The sequence below is a fragment of the Leifsonia sp. McL0627 genome, from assembly GCF_058244615.1.
Genome location: NZ_JBZCGM010000002.1, coordinates 808,686 through 821,849, shown reverse-complemented (window position 1 = coordinate 821,849; position 13,164 = coordinate 808,686). Strand labels below are relative to the sequence as shown.

At 69.2% G+C, this 13,164-nt stretch carries 18 protein-coding genes; 10 read left to right on the top strand and 8 right to left on the bottom strand.

Annotated elements, in window-relative coordinates; genetic code table 11:
• Nucleotides 1-15: 15 nt before the first annotated feature.
• On the bottom strand, nt 16-1,059 hold the full coding sequence (locus AC37TH_RS04575) for a hypothetical protein (protein WP_490763161.1): 1,044 nt from the start codon (nt 1,057-1,059) through the stop codon (nt 16-18).
• A 40-nt stretch (nt 1,060-1,099) separates the two neighbouring features.
• Nucleotides 1,100-2,341, bottom strand: a complete 1,242-nt coding sequence (locus AC37TH_RS04570; RefSeq protein WP_490763160.1) for an MFS transporter — start codon at nt 2,339-2,341, stop codon at nt 1,100-1,102.
• 125 nt (nt 2,342-2,466) lie between these two features.
• On the opposite strand from AC37TH_RS04570, the gene AC37TH_RS04565 reads away from it, so the two are divergent.
• From AC37TH_RS04565 to AC37TH_RS04555, 3 genes are read left to right on the top strand one after another with little or no spacing between them, the layout of a single operon-like run.
• Nucleotides 2,467-2,916: a MarR family winged helix-turn-helix transcriptional regulator gene (locus AC37TH_RS04565; RefSeq protein WP_490763159.1), complete on the top strand. Its 450-nt coding sequence runs from the start codon at nt 2,467-2,469 to the stop codon at nt 2,914-2,916.
• 32 nt (nt 2,917-2,948) lie between these two features.
• Nucleotides 2,949-3,362 (top strand): aspartate 1-decarboxylase, encoded by a 414-nt coding sequence (gene panD, locus AC37TH_RS04560; RefSeq protein ID WP_490763158.1) that lies wholly within the window; start codon nt 2,949-2,951, stop codon nt 3,360-3,362.
• 45 nt (nt 3,363-3,407) lie between these two features.
• Nucleotides 3,408-4,550: a GNAT family N-acetyltransferase gene (locus tag AC37TH_RS04555; protein ID WP_490763157.1), complete on the top strand. Its 1,143-nt coding sequence runs from the start codon at nt 3,408-3,410 to the stop codon at nt 4,548-4,550.
• A gap of 27 nt (nt 4,551-4,577) precedes the next feature.
• Here AC37TH_RS04555 and AC37TH_RS04550 read toward each other — a convergent pair whose 3' ends face one another.
• On the bottom strand, nt 4,578-5,075 hold the full coding sequence (locus AC37TH_RS04550) for a hypothetical protein (protein ID WP_490763156.1): 498 nt from the start codon (nt 5,073-5,075) through the stop codon (nt 4,578-4,580).
• Between the two features lie 122 nt (nt 5,076-5,197).
• Here AC37TH_RS04550 and AC37TH_RS04545 point away from each other — a divergent pair, with 122 nt between their 5' ends.
• From AC37TH_RS04545 to AC37TH_RS04535, 3 genes are all read left to right on the top strand, one after another.
• Nucleotides 5,198-5,560, top strand: coding sequence for a nuclear transport factor 2 family protein (locus tag AC37TH_RS04545; protein WP_490763155.1), 363 nt, complete (start codon nt 5,198-5,200; stop codon nt 5,558-5,560).
• Nucleotides 5,561-5,711: 151 nt separating this feature from the next.
• Nucleotides 5,712-5,975 carry a type II toxin-antitoxin system Phd/YefM family antitoxin gene (locus AC37TH_RS04540; protein ID WP_490763154.1) on the top strand — a complete coding sequence of 88 codons (264 nt, stop codon included), beginning with the start codon at nt 5,712-5,714 and terminating at the stop codon, nt 5,973-5,975.
• On the top strand, nt 5,972-6,229 hold the full coding sequence (locus tag AC37TH_RS04535) for a type II toxin-antitoxin system RelE family toxin (RefSeq protein WP_490763153.1): 258 nt from the start codon (nt 5,972-5,974) through the stop codon (nt 6,227-6,229). Before AC37TH_RS04540 ends, AC37TH_RS04535 begins: the two co-directional genes overlap by 4 nt.
• 46 nt (nt 6,230-6,275) lie before the next feature.
• On the opposite strand, the gene crcB is transcribed toward AC37TH_RS04535, so the two are convergent.
• Genes crcB through AC37TH_RS04520 form a run of 3 tightly spaced genes read right to left on the bottom strand, consistent with a single transcriptional unit; the run spans nt 6,276 to nt 7,620 of the window.
• Complete coding sequence (gene crcB / locus AC37TH_RS04530) at nt 6,276-6,650, bottom strand: fluoride efflux transporter CrcB (protein WP_490763152.1); 375 nt, start codon at nt 6,648-6,650, stop codon at nt 6,276-6,278.
• Nucleotides 6,647-7,072 (bottom strand): fluoride efflux transporter FluC, encoded by a 426-nt coding sequence (locus tag AC37TH_RS04525; protein ID WP_490763151.1) that lies wholly within the window; start codon nt 7,070-7,072, stop codon nt 6,647-6,649. The genes crcB and AC37TH_RS04525 overlap by 4 nt, the downstream gene beginning before the upstream one ends.
• Before the next feature lie 23 nt (nt 7,073-7,095).
• Nucleotides 7,096-7,620 carry a universal stress protein gene (locus AC37TH_RS04520; protein ID WP_490763150.1) on the bottom strand — a complete coding sequence of 175 codons (525 nt, stop codon included), beginning with the start codon at nt 7,618-7,620 and terminating at the stop codon, nt 7,096-7,098.
• Nucleotides 7,621-7,724: 104 nt separating this feature from the next.
• On the opposite strand from AC37TH_RS04520, the gene AC37TH_RS04515 reads away from it, so the two are divergent.
• From AC37TH_RS04515 to AC37TH_RS04500, 4 genes are read left to right on the top strand one after another with little or no spacing between them, the layout of a single operon-like run.
• Nucleotides 7,725-8,156, top strand: coding sequence for a phage holin family protein (locus tag AC37TH_RS04515; protein WP_490763149.1), 432 nt, complete (start codon nt 7,725-7,727; stop codon nt 8,154-8,156).
• Entirely contained in the window at nt 8,153-8,398 is a 246-nt protein-coding gene (locus AC37TH_RS04510; RefSeq protein ID WP_490763148.1) for a DUF3618 domain-containing protein, read from the top strand. The genes AC37TH_RS04515 and AC37TH_RS04510 overlap by 4 nt, the downstream gene beginning before the upstream one ends.
• On the top strand, nt 8,388-9,428 hold the full coding sequence (locus tag AC37TH_RS04505; RefSeq protein WP_490763147.1) for a YihY/virulence factor BrkB family protein: 1,041 nt from the start codon (nt 8,388-8,390) through the stop codon (nt 9,426-9,428). The genes AC37TH_RS04510 and AC37TH_RS04505 overlap by 11 nt, the downstream gene beginning before the upstream one ends.
• 9 nt (nt 9,429-9,437) lie before the next feature.
• Complete coding sequence (locus tag AC37TH_RS04500; protein ID WP_490763146.1) at nt 9,438-10,100, top strand: NUDIX domain-containing protein; 663 nt, start codon at nt 9,438-9,440, stop codon at nt 10,098-10,100.
• 22 nt (nt 10,101-10,122) lie between these two features.
• On the opposite strand, the gene AC37TH_RS04495 is transcribed toward AC37TH_RS04500, so the two are convergent.
• Together AC37TH_RS04495 and gad are read right to left on the bottom strand one after the other, a co-directional pair.
• A complete protein-coding gene (locus tag AC37TH_RS04495; RefSeq protein ID WP_490763145.1) occupies nt 10,123-11,646 on the bottom strand; it encodes an arylsulfotransferase family protein in 1,524 nt (507 codons plus the stop codon).
• 70 nt (nt 11,647-11,716) lie between these two features.
• Nucleotides 11,717-13,138, bottom strand: a complete 1,422-nt coding sequence (gad, locus tag AC37TH_RS04490; protein WP_490763144.1) for a glutamate decarboxylase — start codon at nt 13,136-13,138, stop codon at nt 11,717-11,719.
• Nucleotides 13,139-13,164: the final 26 nt, after the last annotated feature.

Genomic DNA, 13,164 nt, shown 5'->3' with positions numbered 1-13,164 from the left:
GCAGAGGCGACCCACTCAGTCGGGGCTGGTGTCGTGGTCGGCGACCGGCGACGACGGAATTCGGTCGTCGCCTCCCGCACCCTGCAGGCCGCCGACAGCGGCGGACGGTGCAGTGAAACTCTCGGGGACGGCGACACCGGATGCGGCGCCACCACCTCCGGATGCGCCGGAGCCGCTGCCCGTCGTCGGCGCGGGCGGAGCGACCGGGACGGGGCCTCCCGGTGCACCAGGGGCGTTGGGGAGACCGCCGTCGCCGCGCGACGACATGGAGGCATACCCTGCCCCTGCCAGCGCTGCCGGCTGCGCGTCGCCACGCCCGCCGAACCTCGCCACAGACTGTGCATCGCCGATCACAGCGGGTCCGCCGGACAGGACCGTCCCTGGCGGCAGCCCGCCACCCGCGTCCCCGTCTCCCGGCTCACTGCCGGAACCCGGCTCACTGCCGGAACCCGGCTCGCCCGACCCGGGCGCGCCCGGGAGGACCGGCGGCACAACGATGGGCGTCCCGGTCACCGGGTCGACCACCTTCGTCACACCGCCGACCACGGACCCGACCGTGTCGTCGACCGTGTTCGTCACCGGGGTGACGACGGTGCCCACAGGGTCGTCGCCGAGCAGGCCGTTGGTGAGCGGGACCGCGTTGAGCACGTGGTCGACCGCGTCCACGACCGGCGCGACCGTGCTGGTGACGGGAGCCTGGTCCGCGATGCCGCTGAGCGTGTCCGTGACCGGCGTGGTCACTGTGGCGACCACATCCTGGATGGGATCGGGCACGGCTGGGGCGACCGCTGTGGTCACGGAGGCCGCTGCGCCCGTGACGCCGCCGACCACCGAGCCGACCGTCTTGTCGAGGTCGGAGACCGCGCCTCCGACCGCTCCGAGCACCGCGTGCACCGCAGGGACGGGCGCTGGAGGGGCAGGCTCGGCAGCGGACGCCTGGGACGATCCGGCGAAGAAGCCGAGGACCACGAGGCCGGCGCCGGCGATGAGCGAGCCGATCAGAACACGGACAGGTGTGATCGCTACGGGCCGTTCAGCCGTCTGTTCCAACCCGATCACCCCCTGACCGTTCGAGACACTCCGCACTGTACTCCGTCGTCTACGCGACCGGAACTGTTTCGTCCGAGGTCGTCCCCGGGCGGGCGACGTCGGCCGAACCCGAGCGATCGGTGGCAGCGGCGCGCCCGCGTCGCGCTGTCACTCCGGCCATCACCATCACCGCCACGGCCGCGAGCGTGATGGCCGCGCCCGCCCACAACGGCGACGTGTAGCCGAGGCCCGCCGTGATCGTGACCCCGCCGATCCACGCGCCGAGCGCGTTGCCGACGTTGAACGCGGCGATGTTCGCGCCGGACGCGAGCGTCGGCGCATCCGGGGCGTAGTTCATCACGCGCATCTGCAGGCCGGGAACCGACGCGAATCCGAACGCGCCCATCAGGACGAGGGCGATCACCGCGGCGACCGGGTTGCCCGCCACCAGGGCGAAGGCGGCCAGCACCACCGTCAGCCCGGCGAGCACGACCGTCAGGGTGAGGTCGAGTCTGCGGTCGGCGAAGCGCCCGCCGAGCGCGTTGCCTGCGAACAGGCCGACCCCGAACAGGATGAGCAGCCATGGCACAGCACCGGATGCGAACCCGCTGACCTCCGTGAGCGTGTACGCCATGTAAGTGAACGCCCCGAACATCCCACCGAAACCGAGGATGGTCACCACGAGGGAGAGCCAGACCTGCGCGGAGCGGAACGCGCGCAGCTCGTGTCGGAGACCGCTCTGCGCGGTCCCCGGTTCCGCAGCCCCTGTCCCCTTCGGAACGAGGACAGCGACGCCGATCGTCGCGACGACCCCGATGATCGCGATGGCCCAGAACGTCGACCGCCAGCCGAGTGCCTGGCCGAGCAGGGTGCCGAACGGCACGCCGAGCACGTTGGCCGCGGTGAGTCCGGTGAACATGATCGCGATGGCGCGCGCCTTCTTGTCCTGGGCGACCATCCCGGCCGCGACCACGGAGCCGATGCCGAAGAACGCGCCGTGGGCGAGGGCGGCCAGCACCCGGCCGGAGAGCATGAGCGCGTAGGTCGGGGCGAGCGCTGACACCGTGTTGCCGACGATGAAGAGCACCATCAGGCCGAGCAGCGCCGCCTTGCGGGGAAGCCTGTTGATGGCGGCCGTGAGGAAGAGCGCGCCGACCACGACCCCGAGCGCGTAGCCGGAGATGAGCCAGCCGGCGGCGGCCTCGTTCACGTGGAAGTCGGCGGCCACCTCGGGCAGGAGGCCGGCGATGACGAACTCGGTGAGGCCGATGCCGAAGCCACCGAGGGCGAGGGCGATGAGGCCGACGGGCATGAGAACTCCTTGATGCTGGTACTCTGATAGTTGCAAGCGCGTCATAAATAGTTGCACATGCAATTACTTTCCGCAACCCGTGGATGCACGCGCCACTGCACACAGACCCCACCAGGAGGCCACGCATGGGAATCGCCGACGACGCCGTCGAGGTGCGCGCCCAGGGCTGGCGCACCCTCGCCGCCCTGCACAACTTCATCGAGGGCGAACTCGAACGCGCGCTCACCAAAGAGGTGCAGCTCTCCGTCGTCGAGTACACGGTGCTCGACGCCCTCAGCCGCCAAGACGGCTGGCACATGCGGATGCAGCAGCTCGCCCGCGCGAGCGCGCTCAGCCCGAGCGCGACCACCCGCCTCGTCAACCGGCTGGAGGAGCGCGGACTGCTCACGCGCATCCTGTGCGACGACGACCGTCGCGGCATCTACACCGAACTCACCGCCGCCGGCCACCACCTGCTCGACACAGCCAGGCCCATCCACGATGTCGCCCTCGAACGCGCCCTGGCCGAAGCCCACGACGTCCCGGAGCTCGCGACGCTGATCTCCGCTCTCCCGCAACTCGCCTTGGCCCACTGACCCCCGCACACCTCCCGACGAAAGCCACCCCGATGCTCCGCACCATGTTCAAGTCCAAGATCCACCGCGCGACCATCACCCACTCCGACCTGCACTACGTCGGCTCCCTGACGGTCGACCTCGACCTGCTCGACGCCGCCGACCTCCTGCCCGGCGAACAGGTGAGCGTCGTCGACATCGCCAACGGCAGCCGCTTCGAGACCTATCTGATCGCCGGGGAACGCGGCAGCGGCGTCATCGGCGTGAACGGCGCCGCCGCGCATCTGACGGACGTCGGCCACCTCGTCATCGTGATCTCGTACGCCCAGCTGACGGATGCGGAGGCGCGCGGATTCGAGCCGACGGTCGTGCACGTGGATGCGCAGAACCGCATCGTCGCGGTGAACGCCGACCCTGCGTCCGCCCTGGTGCCCGGCATCGAGTCTCCGCCGTTCGCCGTTCACTGAGGATCGACACCGAGCACCGACGCTGAGCACCGGCAGAATGGGACGATGACGATCTTCCGCGAGCTGACCGACGACGACACCGCCATCTCCATCGCCCAGACCGCCGAGGCGTTCGCCATGGAGGCGAAAGACGAGATCCCGAGGGTCGACCGCACCCGCTACGGACTGTTCGACGGAGACCACCTCGCCGCGCAGGCGGTCGCCCTGCGCTGGCCGATGTTCGTCGGCGGCGTCTCGATCGCCAGCGCCGGGATCGGCAACGTCACCGTCGCCCCCGAGTTCCGCGGTGGAGGCACGGCGCAGCGGTTGCTGACCGAGCTGCTCCGCAGGGAGCGCGAGGGTGGCGCGGTGCTCTCCGCGCTGTTCGGCGGCGCGCCGGCGCTCTACCGCCGTCTCGGCTACGCGCTCGTCGAGCGGTCGACCCAGTGGCGCATCCCGTTGCAGGCGCTCGCGGGGTCGCGTCCGACGACGCCCATCCGGCTGCGTCCTGCCGTGGCGGAGGACGCCGACGCGCTGGCCGCCGTCTACCGGGAGGTCGCTCTCGCCGGGACGATGGCGTCGGACCGCTCGGCCGCACAGCCGTGGGCGTCGTGGACCAGGGCGACCGTCGCGCTGCTCGACGACACCGTGGTCGGCTACCTCGCCTTCCGCTCCGAGCGCATCGACGACAAGGCCGTCATCCGCGTCGACGAGCTGGTGGCCCTGACACCGGACGGTTACCGCGCCCTGATCGGCTCGCTGGGCACCTGGGCGTCGGTCGCCGACGCTGTGATGCTGCAGGCGGGCGAGGGGCACCCCGCCCTCGCCATGCTGCGCGGCAACCCGTGGCCGGTCGGGATCTCGCCGTTCATGCTGCGGGTCGTCGACGTGGAGGCGGCCGTCCGGCTGCGCGGATGGTCCAGCGCCACCGGCCGGGCCGTCCTGCGGATCGAGGACGCGGTGCTCCCCGAGAACGACGGCGTCTGGCTGCTGACGGCGGAGAACGGCCGCGCCGACCTCACCAGGACCACCGAGGAGCCGGAGATCACCATCACCCAGGAGGGTTTGGCGTTCTGGTACTCGGGCGTCGCGCGGCTGCGCCAGCTCCGGGTGCTCGGCCTCGCCGACGGCGACCTCGACGGCGACACCGCCGGGTTCCTCGACGCTCTCGCGCTCTCGACCCCGCTGACGGTCACCGAGTTCTTCTAGACCGCTGCCCGTCGGCGCCGAGCCCGCTCAGCGCAGGATCTCGACCAGCGCGATCCAGCTGAACAGGGCGGCACCGAGCAGCGCGACGATCGTGCCGACCGCCACCAGGTACAGCGCGGCGGGGAGGGACAACACCGCCAGCACCCCGCCGACCGCGAAGATCACCAGCGGCAGCACGAACGACGCGATGTGCTGCACGTCGAACCGGTGGTACTCGGCGCGGGCAGGGTCGTGGACGATCGCGCGACCGGCGAGCACAGCGATCACCACGCCGATCACGGTCCCGGCCAGCGTCACCACCCCGAACGCCGCCAGAGTCAGGCCAGGGAAGAGCGCGACGCAGGCCAGTACGATCCCGAGGATCAGCGCGGCGACGGCGGCGCCCGCGCGCGCCGCGAGACCGCGCGACTCGGCGATCTGCTTGATGTTCACCGACAGCGCCACGATCAGCAGTCCGCCGAGGGCCGCTCCGGCGCCCGCGATGGCGACGTTGAACTCCGCCCACGGCGCGAGCGCTGCATCCATGTCCCACATGCTAGCCACGGGATGCGTGGCCTCGGCAGCCCCCGCCGCGCCGCAGACTCCGGTTTGCGAACATTTGGCGGCTTTCATGGCGCGGCGAGCATCCGTTGGCGTATAAAGAGGCCATGAGCGAACCGATCGAGAAGTGGGTGGCACTCTATCGGCGGGCATGGGAGTCCAACGACCCGGACGACATCCGGGCGCTGTTCACCGAAGATGCCAGCTACCGCACCGAACCGTTCGCCGAGCCGTGGGACGGCCACCTCGAGATCGTCGAAGGGTGGCTGGATGCGCAGGACGACCCCGGCGCCGCCACGTTCGAGTGGCGCATCGCGGGCCAGGATCAGCTGACGTACTTCGTCGAGGGCGTCACCGACTACCGCGACGGCCCGATCTACAGCAACCTCTGGGTGATCAAGCTCGCGCAGGACGGCCGCGCGGAGGAGTTCACCGAGTGGTGGATGGAGCAGGAGTCCGGCCAGGACTGAGCGGCCGAGACCGAGCGGCCGAGACCGAGCGGCCGGGACGGACAACACCGGCGGCACGATAGGCCTGACCGTGACGAAATCATCATTATCGGCTAGTTTGTACAAATCGACCTATAATGCACAGTTTGTACTTTTCAGGTAGGATGAGGGCATGACTCAGGTTGCTATTTCGGACGCGCGTGCGCGCCTTGCGTCGATCATCGATGACGCTCGTGCAGAGCCGGTGTATCTGACGCGGCGGAACCGCGCTGTTGCGGCAGTGGTTGATTCCGGCCAGTTGGCGCAGCTGTTGGAAGATGCTGAGGAATTGGCGGATATTCGTGCCGTCGACGCGGCATGGGAGGAGACGCAGCGCCTCGAAGAAGTCCCGATTCCGTGGGATGACGTCAAGCGTGATCTCGGCATCGCTCTGTGAGCTATGCGATCGAAGTGCTGCCCGCGGCGGCACGTGCGATTCGGAAACTCCCTCCAGAGGCGCGGTCTCGCGTGGCTGCAGCGATTCAGCTGCTCGCTGGTGAACCGCGACCGTCGGCCGCGAAACGACTTACCGGGCGCCCGGAATGGCGGGTCAGGACGGGTGACTACCGGGTGCTCTATCGAATCGAGGACAGCATTCTGACGGTAGTGATTGTTCACGCCGGTCACCGCAGAGAGGTGTACGACCGCTAACCGTTCCAGGGCTGACGGGCCGGGCCTGACGGACCGACCGGAACGGCTACAGCGACCCGAGCCACAGGCCGAGGCCCGCTGCGGCGAGCGCCAGCAGCATCATCCCGAACGCGTTGAACGCGGCCGCGCGGTACCGCCGCTGCTGGGCGAGACGCACGGTCTCGTAGCTGGCCGTGCTGAACGTCGTGTACCCGCCGAGGAAGCCCGTTCCGATGACCGCGCGCCATTCGGCGGGCAGCCCGTTGGCGATGGCCAGCCCGGTCACCAGGCCGAGGAGGAACGAGCCCGTCACGTTGATGATGGTCGTGCCGAGCGGGAAGGCGACCGCGATGCGGCTGCGGAGCACCCCGTCGAGCACGAGCCGTGCGACGGCACCGAGGCCTCCCGCGACGGCCACCCCGAGCACGAGCAGTGGCGTCACCTCTTCCGCCCCAGGCGTGCGCCCAGCGCGATCCCCGCGAGAGACGCCGCAGCGCCGACCGCGATCGTCGCCACGGCGTAGAGGATGCTGCCGCCGAGGTTCTGCGCGGCGATCAGGCCGTCCGCATCCACGGCGAAGGCGCTGTAGGTGGTGAAGCCGCCCAGGATGCCCGTGCCCGCGAACAGGCGCACGCTGCGCCGCATCCCGTGGTCGGGTCCGCGCAGTGCGAGCGTCTCGAGCAGCCAGCCGAGGAGGAAGGCGCCGACCACGTTGATGCCGAACGTCGCCAGCGGCAGTCCGCCCACCGGAGGAACAGCGGTCGAGATTAGGTAGCGGACGGTCGTGCCGAGCGCACCGCCGACGAAGACGAGTCCGATGTACCGCCAGTGCAGGTGCACGGGAACGGGCCGTGTCGTGGCCATCCGCCCACTATAGCGGCGGCCTCCTAGACGGGCGGGTCCTCCCAGGGCAGCGCTCCCTTGCCAGGAACGGGAGCGAGCGGCACGACGATCACGGGCCGGTGCTGCCGGTGCGCGAGGTGCACCGCCACCGAGCCGTTGAAGAACTCGCGGAGGCTGCCGCGCAATCCCGCCTCGCGGGTGCCGACCACGATGTAGCGCGCATCCACGTCTTCGGCCAGCTTGGTGAGCGCCCACGACGGGTCGCCCGCGAGCTGCTGCAGCTGATACGGAACGCCCGTCCCGTCCACCACCGACCGGATGCGCGCCTCCAGCTCAGGGTCGAACGTCTCGTCCTCGACCTCCGGCAGATCGGGGTCGTACGGCAGAGCGACCACCGTTCCGTCCACATAGCTGGACACCAGATACCGGTTGGGGTCGACGTTCGCGCAGATGAGAGGGATGTCGAGATCGTCGGCCAGTTTGATGGCCTGTTCGAGGACTGTCACCGGTTGTCCGGGGACCACCGCGACGAGGATTCCTCCGCGCAGAGTGCTGTCGTTGCCGCTCATGTCCCTAGTGTGCACCACCTGTGCCCTCGACGGCTGCAGGATGCGGGAGTACGGTCACGGTGAGGCGGTAAGACCTGATGCCGCAGCGACAGAACGGGAGCCCGATGAGTTTCGAGAAGCCGCCGCTTCCCCGCGAGCGACGCAGGACCACGAAAGGCTTGCGGCCTCTGCCCGAGCTGACGAAGGACCTGGTCGCCCAGCTGCGGAGACTGGTGGCGAGCGAACTCGCCCTGTTCAAGTCGGAGATGACGGCGAAGGCGAAGGCCGCCGGCATCGGCGCCGGGCTCCTGGTCGCCGCACTGATCTTTGTCTTCTTCGCGCTCTGCGCCCTGGTGACCACGGCGGTGCTGGCGTTCGCCCTCATCGTGCCCGCCTGGCTCGCCGCGCTGATCGTGGCCGGCATTCTGCTCGTCCTCGGCCTCATCCTCGCGCTGATCGGCCGGGCGAGCCTGAAACGCGGCGTCCCTCCTGTGCCGGACGACCTCAAGCAAGAACTGGGCGACGACCTTCGCGCCCTGAAGGGAGAGCGACCGTGACCGACCGCCGACCCGAGCGGCCGCCGCTCCCCCAGGGTGCGGGGATCCCCACGATCAAGCTCGACCTGGAGCAGACCCGCGACGAGCTGGCCTCGACTCTCGACGACCTGTTCGCGACGTTCAATCCCGGTGTGCAGATCCGCTCGCACCCCGTGCTGGCGATCGGCCTGCTCCTCGGCGCTGTCGCCGCCGCGGTGGGCGCCGTCGCCCTGCTGACCCGGGGACGGTCGCGTGCCCGCTGACCGCGGCGGTGTCGGTGCAGCGCGCGCGGAAGCGGTGGGCCGCATCGAACAGCTGCACAAGGTGTCGTGGTTCCGGCTGCCGTGGGGGTACATCCTCAAGCGCACGTTCCGCAGCTTCACGCTCGACGCCTGCACCGACCTCGCGGCGGGGCTGACCTACTTCGCCGTGCTGTCGCTGTTCCCCGCGATGATCGCCCTGGTGAGCATCCTGGGCCTGATCGGGCAGAGTCAGGCGGGCATCGACGCGCTGTTCCAGGTGGTCGAGCAGCTCGCGCCCGGCACCCTGGATGCGGTCAAGGGCCCGATCGAGAACCTCGCGGCATCCCCGGCCAGCGGCTGGGCGCTCGTGATCGGCATCGTCGGCGCGATCTGGTCGGCCTCCGGCTACGTCGGCGGCTTCGGGCGTGCGCTGAATCGCGTGTACGGGGTGCAGGAGGGCCGCACGGTCTTCTCGCTCCGGCCTGTTCAGCTCGGCGTGACCATCGCGGCCCTCGTGCTCGTGGCGCTGATGGCGGTGCTGCTCGTGGTGTCCGGTCCGGTCGGGACGGCCATCGGGAACGCGCTCGGTGTCGGGACCACGGTGGAAGTGGTGTGGTCGATCGCCAAGTGGCCGGTGATGGTCGTGGCCATCGTGCTGCTGGTCGCCCTGCTCTACTCGGCCACGCCGAACGTGAAGCAGGCCAGGTTCCGCTGGCTGACCACCGGTTCGTTCGCCGCCATCATCGTGCTCGGTGTCGCGTCGGCGCTGTTCGCGTTCTACGTCGCCAACTTCGGCAGCTACGACAAGACCTACGGCGCCCTCGCCGGAATCATCGTGTTCCTGCTGTGGATCTGGATCGCGAACGTCGCCCTGCTGCTCGGCGCTGAACTGGACTCGGAGATCGAGCGCGCCCGTGAACTGGTCAGCGGCATCGAAGCCGACACCGTGCTGCGCCTGCCGCTCAAGTCGGACAAGGCCATCGTCAAGGCGCGGGATGCGGCCTCCGCCGACATTCTCGCCGCAAGGGAGATCCGCAAACGCTACCGTTAGGCTCCCGCCATGAGCACCGAGCAGCCCGGCACCAGCATCCCCGACTCGCGCGGAAGGACCGGGCTGCACCTGGTGGGCCGCGACCTCGACCGCAACCCACAGGTGCGCATCCGGGAGGTGGAGGTCACCTCGGACGGCTGGCACGTGCTGCGGCGCACGACGTTCGACTACCGCGGCCGTGACGGCGAGTGGACGACGCAGGCCCGCGAGACCTACGACCGCGGCAACGGCGCCACCGTCCTGCTCTACGACCAGGATGCGCGCACGCTGCTGCTCACCCGCCAGTTCCGCTTCCCCGCCTACGTCAACGGCCACCCGGACGGGATGCTCGTGGAGGCGGCGGCCGGCCTGCTCGACGACGACTCGGCCGAGGAGGCGATCCGGCGCGAAGCCGCCGAGGAACTCGGTGTGACGGTCGGCGAGCTGCGGCACCTGTTCGACCTCTACATGAGCCCGGGATCGGTGACGGAGCGGGTGCACTTCTTCGCAGCGCCGTACACCGCGGCCGCCGTGCGAGGAGGCGGCGGCGTCGAGGAGGAGGGCGAGGAGATCGAGCCCGTGACGATCGGCTACGACCAAGCGCTCGCGCTGGTCGCCGACGGCACCATCGTGGACGGCAAGACGGTGATCCTGCTGCAGTGGGCCGCCCTCAACCTGTTCGGCGACCGCTGACGCAGGGTCAGGACGCACACAGTCAGGTGTCGATCGTCTTCGACGCCCCGAGCACCTCGCCGTTCGCATCCAGTGCCTGCACTGCGACCCGCTGCGCCTGCTTCACCAGCAGCGACGTCTCGAACCCGGAGCGCTTCACCGTGCCGACCGGTGCCGGCTCGCCGGTCGACGCCGCGAGCACCCGCCACGAGTGCACTTCGGTCGCGCCGTTCCAGCTGGCGAACACGCGCATCCCGTCACCCTCTGATCGCACAGCGACAGCGGGTGACGTGGTGGGATGCGCGACCCAGCTGTGACGCGACGCCCGGTAGGAGATCGCGCCGAGGGTCGCCTCGTACACCGCGTCGCCGGCGGCGGTGAACTCGGTGACGGCGGGATCGGTGCCCCAGCCGACCAGGACGTTCCCGTTCGGGAGCACCTGCACACTGCCCATCGCGGTGCCGAGATGCTTGTCGTAGCTGTACGCCTGTTCGAGCGTGGCCGTGGTCTCGGCGGCGTTGAGTGAGAACTTCATGCCGCGGGACTCTCCGTCGGTGCCGGAGTAGAGGTGGTTGTCGAACAGCGTGATCGTGCCGTCCTCGTGCCGACGTACGTCGTGCTGCCAGGCGAACACCGCATCCTTCGGCACCGCAATGTCGCTCTTCTTGCCGCCGAAGCGCCAGTTCACGTCACCCGTTGCGCGGTCGATCGAATAGATCGTGTGGGTGTGCCTGGCCGAGACGAGGAGCCGGTCGCCGTCCTCCTCGACCGCGTTGAAATGGTACGCGTCGAAGGCCCGGCCTGCCGTCGTCCCGTCGTGGCCCGCATCCTGGGTCAGCCCGAGATACGTCTCGGAGACCGGGATATGGTCGAGCGCGTCCCAGTCGAGCAGCACCTTCCCCGTCTCCACGTCGATCTCCTGCACATGGCAGTCGTAGAGGTAGCCGTTCTTCGCGCCGCCGATCGAGCTGAGGTCGGCCGGCTTCGTCGCATAGATCGTGACCAGCGCCGTGCCCCTGTCGGTGAGGTTGAACTCGTGCAGGTCGGCGTCGAGATCGTTCGCCGCCGAGACGGTGGCGATGGTGGCGTAGGTCGCGTCGAGGATCTTCCCCTTGCCAGCACCGTGCCCTCCGGTGCTCTTCCCCGTCCAGTAGGTGAGCACGGGCTTGCCCTGGTAGGTCTGCACTTTGAGGTCGGTGACGTTCGCCTGGGTCGGCTCGATCCACACCGGTTCGCCGTTCTCGCGCACGATCGAGCCGTTGAAGCCCTTCACCTGCTGCGTCACGAACAAGAACCCCGGCGCCGTCGTCCCCGTCTTCCACGAGGTGATGGCCGGGCTGGTCAGGTCGGAACTGACGAACGAGCGCAGCACGGGCTGCGCCGTGGACGACGCGGACGGCGTCGGCTGCCGTGTGGCGGCTGACGATCCGGACTCCCCGCGGGTGGCCGCGAACGCCCCGGCCGCGAGCCCGACGCCGAGCATGCTTCCCCCGGTGATGAGCGCGCGACGGGAGAGTGCGGGGGTCTTCTCAGCTGCCGGTTGTCTGTCGGTCTTCTCAGGGGTCACATCTCCACTATCCGCGCGTTGATCGGCGCAGCCTAGGTCGGGCCTATGAGAAACCTGGGTGCCGCGGGCGTCAGTGCGTGAAGCTCGTGACCTGACCCTCAGTCGGCATCGGCGCTTCGAGCGCATCCAGGTATTCGACCGCCTCCCGGATGTCGATGACGAGACTCTCCGCCAGGTTGCGGCTCAGCCCGTTGCGCACGACGATGCGCTGCACCACCAGGTCGGAGAGGTCGTCCGGCATCGGATAGGCGGGGATCAGCCAGCCCTTCAACCGGAGACGTTCCGACAGGTGGTAGAGGTTCCACTTGTCGGTGTGGCCGGGCGTGAGTTGCCAGGCGAAGACGGGAATGTCCGTGCCGTCGTTCCAGAGGGTGAACGCATCCATCGCCGCCAGTTCCCCGGACAGGTAGACCGCGACGTCCTGGCACGTCTTCTGCACCCGGTAGTAGCCGTCCCAACCGAGCCGGAGGAACAGGTAGTACTGCAACAGCACCTGCGCGCCCGGGCGGGAGAAGTTCAGCGCGAACGTCGGCATGTGGCCGCCCAGGTAGGTGACGTCGAAGACGAGATCCTTCGGCAGCACGTCGACGGACCGCCAGACCACCCAGCCGAGCCCCGGATAGACGAGCCCGTACTTGTGTGCGGACGTGCTGATCGACGCGACCCGCTCCACCCGGAAGTCCCAGGCCAGATCCGGCTGCAGGAACGGCGCGATCATGCCGCCGGACGCGCCGTCCACGTGGATGGGGATGTCCAGTCCGGTCGACACCTGGATGCGGTCGAGCGCCTCGGCGATCGCGGCGACGGGTTCGTACATGCCGGTGTACGTGACGCCCATGATCGCGACGACGCCGATCGTGTTCTCGTCCACATACTTCTCCAGCTCGAACCCGTCGAGCACCTTGTGCTCGTCGGTGATCGGCACGAACCGGGGTTCGACATCCCAGTAGTTGCAGAACTTCTCCCAGCACACCTGCACCGCGCTCGACAGCACGAGGTTCGGCTTCTCGGTGGACGCACCGGCCGCCCGCCGGGCATGCTGCCAGCGCCGCTTCAACGCGAGGCCGCCCAGCATGCACGCCTCCGACGACCCGATGGTGGAGGTGCCGATCGCCGCCTCGTGATCCGGTGCGTTCCACAGTCCGGCCAGCATCTTCCAGCAGCGCGCCTCGATGGCGGCCGTCTGCGGGTACTCGTCTTTGTCGATCATGTTCTTGTCGGCGGACTCGGCGTAGATCCTGGCCGCCTGGTCGTCCATCCAGGTGCCGACGAACGTCGCCAAGTTGAGCCGCGAGTTGCCGTCGAGCATGGCCTCGTCGTGCACGATCTGGTATGCCGTGTCCGGCAGCGACTCCCCCGGCGGCAGGGTGGTCAGCGGGAAGTCCGTCGCCTCCCCCGGCCGCGCGAACAGCGGATTGAGCTGGTTCTGGTCGCCGATGCCGGTGTGCGCGTGGTGCGTCTCGCGCGGCTCTCGTGGCTGGGAGGTCGTCATGCTCCTAACGTTAGGCAGCCACGCTG

What these genes read in the sequence shown, in the direction of transcription:
- AC37TH_RS04570 (WP_490763160.1), bottom strand. Translation starts at nt 2,341, where the DNA reads ATGCCCGTCGGCCTCATCGCCCTCGCCCTCGGTGGCTTCGGCATCGGC.
- AC37TH_RS04565 (WP_490763159.1), top strand. Translation starts at nt 2,467, where the DNA reads ATGGGAATCGCCGACGACGCCGTCGAGGTGCGCGCCCAGGGCTGGCGC.
- panD (WP_490763158.1), top strand. Translation starts at nt 2,949, where the DNA reads ATGCTCCGCACCATGTTCAAGTCCAAGATCCACCGCGCGACCATCACC.
- AC37TH_RS04555 (WP_490763157.1), top strand. Translation starts at nt 3,408, where the DNA reads ATGACGATCTTCCGCGAGCTGACCGACGACGACACCGCCATCTCCATC.
- AC37TH_RS04550 (WP_490763156.1), bottom strand. Translation starts at nt 5,075, where the DNA reads ATGGATGCAGCGCTCGCGCCGTGGGCGGAGTTCAACGTCGCCATCGCG.
- AC37TH_RS04545 (WP_490763155.1), top strand. Translation starts at nt 5,198, where the DNA reads ATGAGCGAACCGATCGAGAAGTGGGTGGCACTCTATCGGCGGGCATGG.
- AC37TH_RS04540 (WP_490763154.1), top strand. Translation starts at nt 5,712, where the DNA reads ATGACTCAGGTTGCTATTTCGGACGCGCGTGCGCGCCTTGCGTCGATC.
- AC37TH_RS04525 (WP_490763151.1), bottom strand. Translation starts at nt 7,072, where the DNA reads ATGGCCACGACACGGCCCGTTCCCGTGCACCTGCACTGGCGGTACATC.
- AC37TH_RS04520 (WP_490763150.1), bottom strand. Translation starts at nt 7,620, where the DNA reads ATGAGCGGCAACGACAGCACTCTGCGCGGAGGAATCCTCGTCGCGGTG.
- AC37TH_RS04515 (WP_490763149.1), top strand. Translation starts at nt 7,725, where the DNA reads ATGAGTTTCGAGAAGCCGCCGCTTCCCCGCGAGCGACGCAGGACCACG.
- AC37TH_RS04500 (WP_490763146.1), top strand. Translation starts at nt 9,438, where the DNA reads ATGAGCACCGAGCAGCCCGGCACCAGCATCCCCGACTCGCGCGGAAGG.
- gad (WP_490763144.1), bottom strand. Translation starts at nt 13,138, where the DNA reads ATGACGACCTCCCAGCCACGAGAGCCGCGCGAGACGCACCACGCGCAC.